This window comes from Rahnella sp. WP5, assembly GCF_000745615.1.
Classification (GTDB): Bacteria; Pseudomonadota; Gammaproteobacteria; order Enterobacterales; family Enterobacteriaceae; genus Rahnella; species Rahnella aceris.
Genome location: NZ_JQJR01000006.1, coordinates 226638 through 239476, shown reverse-complemented (window position 1 = coordinate 239476; position 12839 = coordinate 226638). Strand labels below are relative to the sequence as shown.

9 protein-coding genes are annotated in these 12839 nt (G+C 50.7%); 6 read left to right on the top strand and 3 right to left on the bottom strand.

Annotated elements, in window-relative coordinates:
- Position 1 precedes the first annotated feature (1 nt).
- Genes leuC through leuA form a run of 3 tightly spaced genes read right to left on the bottom strand, consistent with a single transcriptional unit; the run spans position 2 to position 4087 of the window.
- Complete coding sequence (gene leuC, locus EX31_RS03690; protein WP_037033439.1) at positions 2 to 1402, bottom strand: 3-isopropylmalate dehydratase large subunit; 1401 nt, start codon at positions 1400 to 1402, stop codon at positions 2 to 4.
- A 1-nt stretch (position 1403) separates the two neighbouring features.
- Entirely contained in the window at positions 1404 to 2495 is a 1092-nt protein-coding gene (gene leuB, locus EX31_RS03685) for a 3-isopropylmalate dehydrogenase (RefSeq protein ID WP_013577025.1), read from the bottom strand.
- Between the two features lie 2 nt (positions 2496 to 2497).
- Positions 2498 to 4087, bottom strand: a complete 1590-nt coding sequence (gene leuA / locus EX31_RS03680; protein ID WP_013577024.1) for a 2-isopropylmalate synthase — start codon at positions 4085 to 4087, stop codon at positions 2498 to 2500.
- 740 nt (positions 4088 to 4827) lie between these two features.
- On the opposite strand from leuA, the gene leuO reads away from it, so the two are divergent.
- The 6 genes from leuO to mraZ all read left to right on the top strand — a co-directional run bounded on the left by leuO (position 4828) and on the right by mraZ (position 12839).
- On the top strand, positions 4828 to 5775 hold the full coding sequence (gene leuO, locus EX31_RS03675) for a transcriptional regulator LeuO (protein WP_037033438.1): 948 nt from the start codon (positions 4828 to 4830) through the stop codon (positions 5773 to 5775).
- A 289-nt stretch (positions 5776 to 6064) separates the two neighbouring features.
- Positions 6065 to 7861 (top strand): AMP-dependent synthetase/ligase, encoded by a 1797-nt coding sequence (locus EX31_RS03670; RefSeq protein WP_037033437.1) that lies wholly within the window; start codon positions 6065 to 6067, stop codon positions 7859 to 7861.
- Between the two features lie 427 nt (positions 7862 to 8288).
- Complete coding sequence (ilvI, locus tag EX31_RS03665) at positions 8289 to 10007, top strand: acetolactate synthase 3 large subunit (RefSeq protein ID WP_013577021.1); 1719 nt, start codon at positions 8289 to 8291, stop codon at positions 10005 to 10007.
- Positions 10008 to 10009: 2 nt separating this feature from the next.
- Positions 10010 to 10501 carry an acetolactate synthase small subunit gene (gene ilvN, locus EX31_RS03660; RefSeq protein ID WP_013577020.1) on the top strand — a complete coding sequence of 164 codons (492 nt, stop codon included), beginning with the start codon at positions 10010 to 10012 and terminating at the stop codon, positions 10499 to 10501.
- Positions 10502 to 10667: 166 nt separating this feature from the next.
- Positions 10668 to 11672, top strand: coding sequence for a catabolite repressor/activator (gene cra, locus EX31_RS03655; protein WP_013577019.1), 1005 nt, complete (start codon positions 10668 to 10670; stop codon positions 11670 to 11672).
- A gap of 708 nt (positions 11673 to 12380) precedes the next feature.
- Positions 12381 to 12839 carry a division/cell wall cluster transcriptional repressor MraZ gene (gene mraZ / locus EX31_RS03650; protein ID WP_013577018.1) on the top strand — a complete coding sequence of 153 codons (459 nt, stop codon included), beginning with the start codon at positions 12381 to 12383 and terminating at the stop codon, positions 12837 to 12839.

Genomic DNA, 12839 nt, shown 5'->3' with positions numbered 1-12839 from the left:
CTCAGTTCAGTTCACGGATATCAGCGAAACGGCCGGTGACCGCCGCCGCCGCCGCCATTGCCGGGCTGACCAGATGCGTGCGACCGCCACGACCCTGACGGCCTTCGAAGTTACGGTTGCTGGTAGACGCGCAACGTTCGCCCGGTTCCAGACGGTCATTGTTCATCGCCAGACACATAGAGCAGCCTGGCAGACGCCATTCAAAGCCCGCTTCGATGAAGATCTTATCCAGCCCTTCTTCTTCCGCCTGCGCTTTTACCGGGCCGGATCCCGGTACCACAATGGCCTGTACGCCGTTCGCCACTTTACGGCCTTTGGCCACCGCTGCCGCAGCGCGTAAATCTTCGATACGGGAATTGGTGCAGGAGCCGATGAACACTTTATCAATCGCCACGTCGGTCAGTTTAATGCCCGGCTGCAAATCCATATACGCCAGTGCTTTTTCCGCTGAGGCACGTTCTACCGGATCGGCAAAGGATGCCGGGTCCGGGATGGTCTGATTCACGGCCATCACCTGACCCGGGTTAGTACCCCAGGTGACCTGTGGTGCGATTTCAGACGCATCCAGCGTAACAACGCTGTCGAACTTCGCCCCATCTTCGGTTTTCAGGGTTTTCCAGTATTCGACCGCCGCGTCCCAGTTCTGATCTTTCGGCGCAAACTGACGGCCCTTCAGATAAGCAAACGTAGTTTCATCCGGTGCAACCAGACCGGCTTTCGCCCCCATTTCGATCGCCATGTTGCACAGGGTCATACGACCTTCCATGCTTAACGCTTCAATCGCTTTACCGCAGAATTCCACAACGTGACCGGTGCCGCCTGCGCTGCCGGTTTTCCCGATAATCGCCAGAACGATATCTTTCGCTGTGATACCGACAGGAGCTTCGCCGGTCACTTCAATTTTCATGGTTTTAGCGCGAGCCTGTTTCAGGGTTTGTGTCGCCAGAACGTGTTCAACTTCCGAAGTCCCGATACCGAATGCCAGTGAGCCAAATGCGCCGTGCGTGGCGGTATGGGAATCACCGCAGACAATCGTCATACCCGGCAACGTCATGCCCTGTTCAGGGCCGATAACGTGAACGATGCCCTGATACGGGTGATTCAGGTCATACAACTGCACGCCGAATTCAGCACAGTTCTTGATTAATTCCTGCATCTGGATGCGCGCCATTTCGCCGCTCGCATTGATGTCTTTAGTTTGCGTGGACACGTTGTGGTCCATGGTCGCAAAGGTTTTACCTGGCTGGCGAACCTGGCGGCCCATCGCACGCAAGCCGTCAAACGCCTGCGGAGAGGTCACTTCGTGAACCAGATGGCGGTCAATGTATAACAATGGCGTTTCGTTTTGCGCTTCGTAAACTACATGCGCATCAAACAATTTCTGATACAGAGTTTTGGCCATGTTATGCCCCTTCTTTCACAAAGCGGGCAATGATATCGCCCATTTCATTGGTACCCAGCGCCTGCTGACCGTTAGCTAAATCGCCGGTGCGGTGGCCTGCTTCCAGTGCTTTATTAACCGCCTGCTCGATAGCATTGGCTGCATCATCAGCACCCAGACTGTAACGCAGTAACAGTGCGGCGGACAAAATTTGTGCAATCGGGTTGGCAATGTTTTTACCGGCGATATCCGGGGCTGACCCCCCCGCAGGCTCGAACAGACCAAACGCCTGCTCGTTCATGCTGGCAGAAGGCAACATCCCCATCGAACCGGTGATCATCGCGCATTCGTCCGACAGGATGTCGCCGAATAAGTTTGAACACAGCAACACGTCAAACTGCGACGGATCTTTAATCAGCTGCATGGTCGCGTTATCGATGTACATGTGGCTCAGGCTGACATCCGGGTAATCTTTAGCGATTTCGTTAACCACTTCACGCCACATAATGGAAGTCTGCAACACGTTCGCTTTATCGATGGAGGTCACTTTGCTGCGGCGTTTGCGCGCTGATTCAAAGGCGATGCGGGCGATGCGTTCAATCTCAAAACGGTAATACACTTCGGTATCAAATGCTTTCTCGTGCATGCCCTGACCTTCGCGACCTTTAGGCTGACCGAAGTAAATACCGCCCGTCAGTTCACGAACACACAGAATGTCGAAGCCTTTTGCGGCGATATCGGCACGCAGCGGACAAAACTCTTCCAGCCCCTGATACAGGCGCGCAGGGCGCAGATTACTAAACAACTTGAAATGTTTGCGCAGTGGCAATAATGCGCCACGCTCAGGCTGATCGTTTGGGGGCAGATGTTCCCATTTCGGGCCACCCACGGAGCCGAACAGAATCGCATCGGCTTGTTCGCAACCGGCAACGGTCGCTGGCGGCAACGGGCTGCCATGTTTGTCGATGGCTGCGCCACCCACATCGTATTCGCTGGTGGTGATCTTCAGGCCAAAACGCTGACGTACTGCGTCCAGAACTTTGTATGCCTGGGCCATGACTTCCGGGCCAATTCCGTCTCCGGGTAAGACGGCAATATGATGGGTCTTGCTCATGTTCACACCGTTTCCTGATTATTTTGAATGTTGTTGTGTTGCTGACCTGTCTGCTGCAAACGTTGTTTTTCGATCTCAACTTGTTTGCTGCGCCAGATGTTATTCAGTACGTGTACCATCGCTTTTGCGGAGGATTCGACAATGTCTGTCGCCAGCCCGACACCGTGGAAGCGGCGGCCATTGAAGGAGACGACCACGTCAACCTGACCCAGAGCATCGCGGCCCTGACCTTTGGCGCTCAGCTGGTATTTCACCAGTTCAATCTGATAACCGGTGATGCGGTTGATAGCCTGATAAACGGCATCTACCGGACCGTTGCCGGTAGCGGCTTCGGTAATGATTTCTTCGCCACAGGCCAGATTGACTGACGCAGTGGCGGTAATTTTTGAGCCGGACTGCACGCTGAAGTTATCCAGACGATAGAATTCAGGTTCTTCCTGCTGCTTGTTAATGAAGACCAGTGCTTCTAAATCGTAGTCGAAAACCTGACCTTTTTTGTCGGCCAGCTTCAGGAACGCGGCATACAGATGATCCAGATTGTAATCAGCTTCTTTGTAGCCCATTTCTTCCATGCGATGCTTAACGGCAGCACGACCGGAACGGGAAGTCAGGTTCAACTGAACCTGATTCAGACCGATGGATTCCGGGGTCATGATTTCGTAGTTTTCACGGTTTTTCAGCACGCCGTCCTGATGGATCCCGGAGGAGTGTGCGAAGGCGTTAGAGCCGACAATGGCTTTGTTGCCCGGGATCGGCATGTTGGTTATCTGGCTGACAATCTGGCTGGTGCGGTAGATTTCTTTGTGATTAATGTTGGTGTGAACGTTCATGTAGTCGCTGCGGGTGCGGATCGCCATGATCACTTCTTCCAGCGCAGTGTTACCGGCGCGTTCACCGATACCGTTCAATGTGCCTTCAACCTGGCGCGCACCGGCCTGTATCGCGGCGATGGAGTTACCGACAGCCATGCCCAGATCATCGTGGCAGTGAACGGAAATAATCGCTTTATCAATGTTTGGAACACGCTCATACAAATTGGTGATGATGCCACCGAACTGAACCGGCGTCGTGTAACCCACGGTGTCAGGAATGTTGATGGTGGTCGCCCCGGCTTTGATTGCAGCTTCGACCACGCGGCACAGATTATCCAGTGGGGTACGGCCGGCATCTTCGCAGGAGAATTCGACGTCGTCAGTGTAATTACGGGCGCGTTTCACGGAATGCGTGGCCATCTCCAATACCTGATCAAACGAGCGCTTCAGTTTGGATTCAATGTGCAGGGTAGAAGTGGCCAGGAAGACGTGGATACGGAAAGCTTCTGCGACGCGTAATGCTTCGGCAGCGGCGTCGATATCACCGTCCACACAGCGGGCCAGACCGCAAACACGGCTGTTTTTTATCTGGCGCGCGATAGTTTGTACCGACTCGAAATCGCCGGGAGAGGAGACCGGGAAGCCGACTTCCATCACGTCAACGCCCATTCTTTCCAGCGCCATTGCAATTTGAATCTTCTCTTTAACACTCAGGCTGGCTTGTAACGCCTGTTCACCGTCACGCAGCGTGGTATCGAAAATAATGACTTGCTCGCTCATGGGTTATTCCTTGTCTGCTTTTACTTTCGCGCCCTGCGGGAGATAAAAAAAAACCCGCGCATCGGCGCGGGTTTATTGTCTGTGGAAGTTGAATCAGTTCTGATTTTCGCCCACTGGCTTACCGCGCAAATATTCTGCGTTGAGTAGTAGGCCTAGGAGACGGGTCATCATGAACATGTGTTTCAGCTTCTCATCATCGGGTGGTCAGAACGGATATCGTTCAAACAGTGACTAAAGTGATACGGGAATGTGTGCGGTATGTCAACCTTCACTGTGTGGAAATTCCAGAAAATCGCCAAAATGATATTGAATCTCATTTAGCATAAAACACTGGCGTCGCGGAGGTGCTCGGGATGAAGGTTTTAAAGGGGGGGCGGAAAAATAAGAACAAAAAAAATGCACCCGCCCGGGGGCACCTGGATAAATACTCTATTTAATACAGTGAATTAAAAATGATTTAGTATGGCTTAACTTATTATTCATTTTTAGAATGTTGTTTACGGAAATATTTTGCTGTTTGATATCATCAGTTTCTTTGTGGGAAATAAAATTTGTATTTCTGTTTCTGATTATTGGAAACAAAAATTCATATTTTTCTGAAAATGAATTGATGAGAATTTGCTGCGTTTTCTCTGCCAATATTTATGTTCCCCAATACCATCTCAATGCTGCGCTTTACGAAATAGATTATTGAAGATAATCATTTTATTTGGATTCGAATGTCTATTATGAGGGATATCATGTCTGACGCCGATACAGAAATACAACCTAAAACCGCTGAGGCAGAAACGCACCTTCGCAATGTTGATTTAAATTTATTAACGGTTTTTGATGCCGTCATGCAATTACAAAATATTACACGTGCAGCCAATATGTTGGGGATGTCCCAGCCAGCGGTCAGTAATGCCGTTGCCCGTTTGAAAGTGATGTTTAATGATGACTTGTTTGTGCGTTTCGGGCGCGGGATCCAACCGACGATGCGCGCACGTCAACTGTTTGGCCCGATCAGACAGGCTTTGCAACTGGTGATGAACGAACTGCCGGGGGCAGGTTTTGACCCTTATCTCAGCACACGCCAGTTTAATGTCGCTATTTGCAGCCCGCTCGATAAACGCTTCACCAGCCTGGTGCTGAATGCCGCCGAAGAATTATCGCCGGGTGTCAGTGTTAAACTGCAAACGATTGTTAACGATGATATTGAACATCAGCTGCGTTACCAGAATATAGAATTTGTGATCAGTTATCGTAAATTTGAGCGTGCTGATTTTTGCAATCATGCCTTATTTAATGATGAGCTGGTTCTGGTTGCAGCGCAAAATCATCCCCGCATCAGCCCGCATATGTCTGATGAAAAGTATCTGAAAGAAAAACATGCTGTCATGATGATGGACCGCTTCTATTCTTTCAGTTCACCTTATTACGACGACTCTGAATTAGTTTCGCTGATTTCCTATCAAGGAACCGATCTGTTCAGTGTCATGGAAATTGTCTCCAAAACCGACATGGTTGCACTGGTGCCGCGCTGGCTGGCACAGGCAAATGCAGGAATACTTAATTTATCCGTCATTCCATTGCCGTGGATGAAAAATACGCTGACTTGTTATCTTTCCTGGCACGAATCATCCAGCAAAGACAAAGGTAATATGTGGATGAAAACATTATTGAGCCAGTGTGTTGTTTCTCTGTAATCAGTCAGTCATTACGACTTTTTTGGCAGCCGCGATTGCAGCGAAAGTGGCTGCCTGTTCTTTATCAGATAGTTTTTTATCCTGCAGGTTTTTTTCTCCTCGTTAGAGTCCTGCAGGTTTTTTTTGTCTTAGAAATTCCGCGTGATATTTCCAAAACCCTGCTGCAGCTCCTACAATTTCATTTCGCCTTGCAATCTTTGTCGGTAGACTGCGTTAAATCTTTGTAACAGAGCAATGCAGTCAGCTCCCTCCTTTTACTGACTACGCTGGACGCCGGTATAAACGCTCAATGAATCCAACCTTAAATGATTACCATCTGATTTCCCGTTTTCGTCAGCAAGTCGTTGCCCGCGCTGAACAGACTGCATTTCGCGAGTGGTCGCCAGCGGCAGAATCTGCCCTGACCTGGCGTGAGCTGGGCGAGAAAGTGGATGCCTTATCCGACGTGTTATTGCAGGAGCAAGTGGGCGTTCAGGAACGGATCGCCATTTGCGGGAATAATTCGATGGCCTGGGCGACAGCAGATCTTGCGATCCTGCAATTGCGTGCTGTCACCGTGCCGGTTTATGCCACCAATACACCCGCGCAGTCTGCATATGTACTCAATGATGCGGATGTCCGTATTTTGTTTGTCGTCGGTCAGAAACAATATGACGCGGCGGTGGCTGTGCGTGATCTCTGCCCGCAGCTGAAACACATACTGGTGCTGGACAATGATGTCGATTTACGTGGCGTACCCATTGCCCGGCATGTTTCAGGCGTTGTTCCCCGGGATGCTGCTTTAGCTGCTGAGCGTGAAGTGCGGGTGAATGCCCGTGACCTGAGTGATCTGTTCACGCTCATCTATACCTCGGGCACCACCGGAGAAGCAAAAGGCGTGATGCTGGATTACCGCAGCATGGCGACGCAACTGATGCAGCATGAAAGGCGTCTGAGCATTTCGGAGCATGATGTTTCCCTTTGTTTTCTGCCGCTGGCGCACGTTTTTGAACGCGCATGGAGTTTCTTCGTGATGCATTGCGGTGCGCAAAACGTCTTCCTGCGCGAAACTGATCTGGTGCGTGATGCTTTGCAGGTCATTAAACCGACAGTAATGTGTGCGGTACCGCGCTTCTATGAAAAAGTGTTCAGCGCGATCCACGACAAAGTCTCTCGCGCGGGAACCCTCAAAAAGCGGCTTTTCCACTGGGCCGTCGGGCAGGGCAAAGAGAAGTTTTTGATCGAGCGCCGTGGCGAACGTTATCCGTTCTGGCTGGCGCCTGCGCATTTTCTCGCCGATAAACTGGTGCTAAAAAAGCTGCGTGATTTGCTGGGTGGCAATCTGCGTTTTCTGCCTGCCGCCGGTGCAAGTCTGGACGACAATGTCATTCTGTTTTTCGAATCACTCGGTCTGAAAATCAAATACGGCTACGGCCTGACGGAAACGTGCGCGACGGTGACCTGCTGGGAAGAAAATGATTTCCGCTTTGGTTCTGTCGGAACGGCGTTACCAGAGATTGAAGTGCGGATCGGCGAGGAGAATGAGATTCAGGTTCGCGGCCCAACACTCCTGCGGGGTTACTTCAATAAACCGGAAGAGACGGCGGCCAGTTTCACTGCCGACGGCTGGTTTAAAACCGGTGATGCCGGGAAAATGGATGCACAAGGGAATGTGTTTATTACCGAACGACTCAAAGATCTGATGAAAACGTCGGGCGGAAAATACATCGCTCCGCAGCGTATCGAAGGCACGCTGGTGCAGGATCGTTATATCGAGCAGGCGGCAGTCATCGCCGATGAAAGGCACTTTGTTTCTGCGCTGATCGTGCCTGATTTTGATGTGCTGAACGTGTATGCCCAGGCGCACCGTATTGATTATTTCAATCGCGCCGGACTGGTGAAAAACGAGCAGATCCTCTCGCTGTTTGCCCACCAGCTACGCGAGATTCAGCATGATCTTGCCGGTTTTGAGCAGGTGAAAAAGTTTGTGTTGCTGACCAAACCTTTCACGATGGAAGCGGGTGAACTGACCCCGACCCTTAAACTGCGCCGCAAAAATATTTTCAGCCGTTATCAGAAGGAAATCGATCAGCTTTATCAGGAGTAATGCTTCATCTGCCCGTTTCATCACTTTCCTTTCTTAATCACCGGCGTATGTCACTTCGCCGGTTTTCTTCCCTCGTTTTAGTTTCAGGTCCGCTATGGACATAATTTAATACTGTAATTTTTCCAGCCTTCCTGATATTTCTGACTGATTAGTGCTCACAGGCAGTGTTTTGTCCCGAGCGGGAGAATGAAGGCAGTGCGAGGCGATAAAATCATGCCTGTGCAGAATTTTTGGCGTTTGCCTGACTCCGGTTCTGACGCTAAGGTACTGAGTTAGATTCTTGAACGCCAATAAGAACAGCAGGGTTTTGTGAGCCCGATAGAGAGTCCTAAAATTCAGCAATTTATCTTTAAATTGCTGCTGATAGAACAGCTAGCTGAAACACAAGTCATCCTATAAAAGAAGCAAAAAGCCTGGAGGCAAAACCATGGAGATGTTGTCAGGAGCCGAGATGGTCGTCCGGTCGTTAATCGACCAGGGCGTTAAGCACGTATTCGGTTATCCCGGCGGTGCGGTGTTGGATATCTATGATGCCCTGCATACGGTCGGTGGGATAGATCATGTGCTGGTGAGACATGAACAGGGTGCTGTTCATATGGCTGACGGTTATGCGCGTGCCACGGGTGACGTGGGCGTCGTGCTGGTGACTTCCGGTCCCGGCGCAACCAATGCGATCACCGGCATTGCCACGGCTTATATGGATTCCATTCCGCTAGTGGTGCTATCCGGCCAGGTACACAGTTCACTCATCGGTTATGACGCATTCCAGGAATGCGACATGGTAGGGATTTCACGCCCGGTGGTGAAACACAGTTTTCTGGTAAAACGTGCGGAAGATATTCCGACTGTGCTGAAAAAAGCGTTTTATCTTGCCTCTACCGGCCGTCCTGGCCCGGTGGTTGTCGACCTGCCAAAAGATGTGGTGAACCCGCAGATTAAACTGCCTTACGCCTATCCTGATCAGGTTGCGATGCGCTCCTATAACCCGACGGTGCAAGGCCATCGCGGGCAAATCAAGCGCGCAGTCCAGACTTTACTGGCGGCGAAGAAACCGGTGCTGTACGTCGGTGGCGGTGCGATTAATTCTGAGTGTGATGCTGAACTGTTGCAACTGGCAGAGAAACTGAATCTGCCCGTCACCAGTTCCCTGATGGGGTTGGGCGCATTTCCCGGAACCCATCGCCAGAGCCTCGGTATGCTCGGCATGCACGGTACTTACGAAGCCAATATGGCGATGCACAACGCGGATTTAATCTTCGGTGTGGGTGTGCGTTTCGACGACCGTACCACCAATAATCTGGCGAAGTACTGCCCGAATGCGACGGTTATGCACATTGATATCGACCCGACGTCCATTTCCAAAACCGTGAATGCGGATATTCCGATTGTGGGTGATGCGAAGCAGACGCTGATTCAGATGCTGGAATTGCTGGCACAAAGCGACGAAAAGCAGGAATTCGATGCGCTGCGCGACTGGTGGCAAAATATTGAGAACTGGCGCGGGCGTGAGTGCCTGAGCTACGACAAAAATACCGGTACCATCAAGCCACAGGCGGTTATCGAAACGCTGCACCGTCTGACCAAAGGCGATGCCTACGTCACGTCGGACGTCGGGCAGCATCAGATGTTTGCTGCACTGTATTATAAGTTCGATAAACCGCGTCGCTGGATCAACTCCGGTGGCCTCGGCACGATGGGCTTTGGCCTGCCTGCTGCGCTGGGTGTGAAACTTGGCCTGCCGGATGAGACGGTAATTTGTGTGACCGGTGACGGCAGTATCCAGATGAACATTCAGGAGCTGTCGACCGCGCTGCAATACGATTTGCCAGTGATCGTCGTGAACCTGAACAATGGCTATCTGGGCATGGTGAAGCAGTGGCAGGACATGATTTACTCCGGCCGTCATTCTCAGTCTTACATGCAATCGCTGCCTGATTTCGTGAAACTGGCGGAAGCTTACGGGCATGTGGGTATTGCTATCCGCACGCCGGATGAGCTGGAAAGCAAGCTGGCGCTGGCGCTGGAACAGAAAAATCGTCTGGTATTTGTTGATATCAGCGTGGATGAAACAGAACACGTTTACCCTATGCACATCCGTGGCGGTGCGATGGACGAAATGTGGTTAAGCAAAACGGAGAGGACCTGATCATGCGCCGGATTTTATCAGTATTACTGGAAAACGAATCGGGCGCGTTGTCCCGCGTGGTTGGCCTGTTCTCTCAGCGTGGCTATAACATTGAAAGCCTGACCGTTGCACCGACGGATGATCCTACCTTGTCGCGCATGACGATTCAGACCGTGGGTGATGCCAAGGTACTCGAGCAAATCGAAAAACAGCTGCATAAGCTGGTAGACGTATTACGAGTCACGGAACTGGTGCAGGGCGCTCACGTTGAGCGTGAAATCATGCTGGTGAAGGTGCAGGCTTCCGGTTATGGCCGGGAAGAAGTTAAACGCTCTACCGAGATTTTCCGCGGTCAGATTGTGGATGTCACAGCAACGCTTTACACCGTTCAGCTGGCGGGTACCAGTGACAAACTGGACGCGTTTTTAGCCAGTATCCGTGATGTGGCTGAAATCGTCGAAGTTGCGCGCTCCGGCGTAGTGGGTGTCTCCCGTGGCGACAAAATCATGCGCTAAAGCGTAAATAATCAGCAAGATGTGAAACTTATCTGATATTTAAAAGCCCGGCTCTTGAGTTGGGCTTTATTTTTTGCGAGACAGGTGAAGCGATTCGGTAAAACACCTTGCCCGCCGGAGGCTTCTGCGGTTAGATAAAGCATTATCTTTATTAAGGGGTTTCTCAGTGAAGCTGGATGAGATCGCGAGGTTAGCGGGCGTTTCGCGTACAACGGCCAGTTATGTGATTAATGGCAAAGCGAAACAGTATCGTGTCAGCGATAAGACAGTCGAAAAAGTTATGGCTGTCGTGAAGGAACATAACTATCACCCGAATGCGGTGGCAGCGGGTTTACGCGCCGGTCGCACCCGTTCTATTGGCCTGGTGATCCCCGATCTGGAAAATACCAGTTACACCAAAATCGCCAACTTCCTCGAGCGTCAGGCCCGTCAGCGGGGTTATCAACTGCTAATCGCCTGTTCAGAAGATCAGCCTGACAACGAAATGCGCTGCATCGAACATCTGCTGCAACGTCAGGTAGATGCGATCATTATTTCCACGTCATTGCCGCCGGAACATCCTTTCTATCAGCGCTGGGCCAACGATGATTTCCCGATCATTGCGCTTGATCGCGCTCTGGATCCCGAACACTTCATCAGTGTTGTGGGTGCCGATCAGGATGACGCACTGATGCTGGCGCAGGAGTTGCGCACCTTTCCTGCTGAATCGGTATTGTATCTCGGCGCGTTGCCTGAGCTTTCCGTGAGTTTTCTGCGCGAGCAGGGATTCCGCCAGGCATGGGCTGAAGATCCACGCCAGCCGGAATACCTTTATGCCAATGCTTATGATCGTGAATCAGCGGCCATAGTGTTTGCCGAATGGCTAAAAACGCACCCGATGCCGCAGGCGTTATTTACGACGTCATTCCAGCTGTTGCAGGGTGTGATGGACGTTACGCTGAAAATGGAAGGGCGTTTACCGGTCAATCTCGCTATTGCCACATTCGGCGATAACGAGCTGCTCGATTTCCTCGAATGCCCTGTTCTGGCCGTGGCGCAGCGTCACCGCGATGTGGCTGAACGTGTACTGGAGCTGGTTCTGGCCTGCCTGGATGAGCCGAAGAAGCCGAAAGCCGGGCTGACCCGTATCCGCCGTAATTTGTTCCGCCGTGGTCGCCTGAGCCGCAAATAAACCCCGGACGGGTATTCACCTGACTGCCCGTCTTTTTCACCGTTGCTGAATCGCGTTAAAACATTCCGGTAATTTGCGTTGCCGTTTCTGATAATCAAAATACGAGAATTCCCATATGACTTTAATGGGCAATTTAGGAGCATTCCCATACTGCTGAATTATTAACAAATGTTTTTGCTTTCCTTCTGCTGATATAAACCTTCCAATCAATTTCTAAAATACGTTAATGCTCGCCGCAAAAGTGCTGTAGAATTCCCCGCTTAAATTCCAGCGGTGTGAGTTTGCTGCGGTACTGATGGCTTTTAAATCTGCCCGAAGGCTTATGCCATGCGGGTTGGCATGTAAAATGATGTTGATTTAGACGTGACAGCCAGAAAAAAATTGAAAATGATTTTTGTTAAGGCAAAACGGTCAGGAAATGAGAGTTGGATAGCAGAAGAATATAAATAGTTAAATAATGTTCAGTTTGGCTTTTTTTTAAACGAAATTATTAACCCTCCGAAATTTCTTCAACTAATCATGACGTTATTTTCTATACCCCCTCTAAAAAACCTCATCACATTGCGCTAAGCATTTGTGTGGCTGCGTAAATATTGCCAAACCGTCTCCGCTCTGGCTTGACAAGGTTTTAAAACCATCCGTAAACTCTTTTCTGTGGGAATTTGTGGGGGAAAGTGGTGAAAAGGGTCACAGAGGGGTAGAGCGGTCATGTTTCGTGGCGCGACGATGGTTAACCTCGACAGTAAAGGGCGACTTGCCGTACCCACCCGTTATCGGGATTTACTGAGCGAAGAATCGCAAGGTCAAATGGTGTGCACCATAGACCTCCATCACCCATGTCTCCTCCTTTACCCCCTCCCTGAGTGGGAAGTTATCGAACAAAAATTGTCCCGTCTGTCGAGTATGAACCCCATTGAGCGCCGTATTCAGCGCCTTTTACTGGGGCATGCCAGTGAATGTCAGATGGATAACGCCGGGCGTTTGCTGATTGCAACAACATTGCGTCAGCATGCCGGGCTCGCAAAAGAAGTGATGCTGGTTGGGCAGTTCAATAAGTTTGAATTGTGGGATGAACAGACCTGGTATCAACAAGTTAAGGAAGACATCGACGCTGAACAATCGTCTCAGGAGCCACTTTCTGACCGATTACAGGACTTGTCATTATAA

Excerpts from the sequence above, each read along its gene's own strand:
- mraZ (WP_013577018.1), top strand. The coding sequence starts at position 12,381 with ATGTTTCGTGGCGCGACGATGGTTAACCTCGACAGTAAAGGGCGACTT.
- ilvI (WP_013577021.1), top strand. The coding sequence starts at position 8,289 with ATGGAGATGTTGTCAGGAGCCGAGATGGTCGTCCGGTCGTTAATCGAC.
- leuA (WP_013577024.1), bottom strand. The coding sequence starts at position 4,087 with ATGAGCGAGCAAGTCATTATTTTCGATACCACGCTGCGTGACGGTGAA.
- leuO (WP_037033438.1), top strand. The coding sequence starts at position 4,828 with ATGTCTGACGCCGATACAGAAATACAACCTAAAACCGCTGAGGCAGAA.
- EX31_RS03670 (WP_037033437.1), top strand. The coding sequence starts at position 6,065 with ATGAATCCAACCTTAAATGATTACCATCTGATTTCCCGTTTTCGTCAG.
- leuB (WP_013577025.1), bottom strand. The coding sequence starts at position 2,495 with ATGAGCAAGACCCATCATATTGCCGTCTTACCCGGAGACGGAATTGGC.
- leuC (WP_037033439.1), bottom strand. The coding sequence starts at position 1,402 with ATGGCCAAAACTCTGTATCAGAAATTGTTTGATGCGCATGTAGTTTAC.
- ilvN (WP_013577020.1), top strand. The coding sequence starts at position 10,010 with ATGCGCCGGATTTTATCAGTATTACTGGAAAACGAATCGGGCGCGTTG.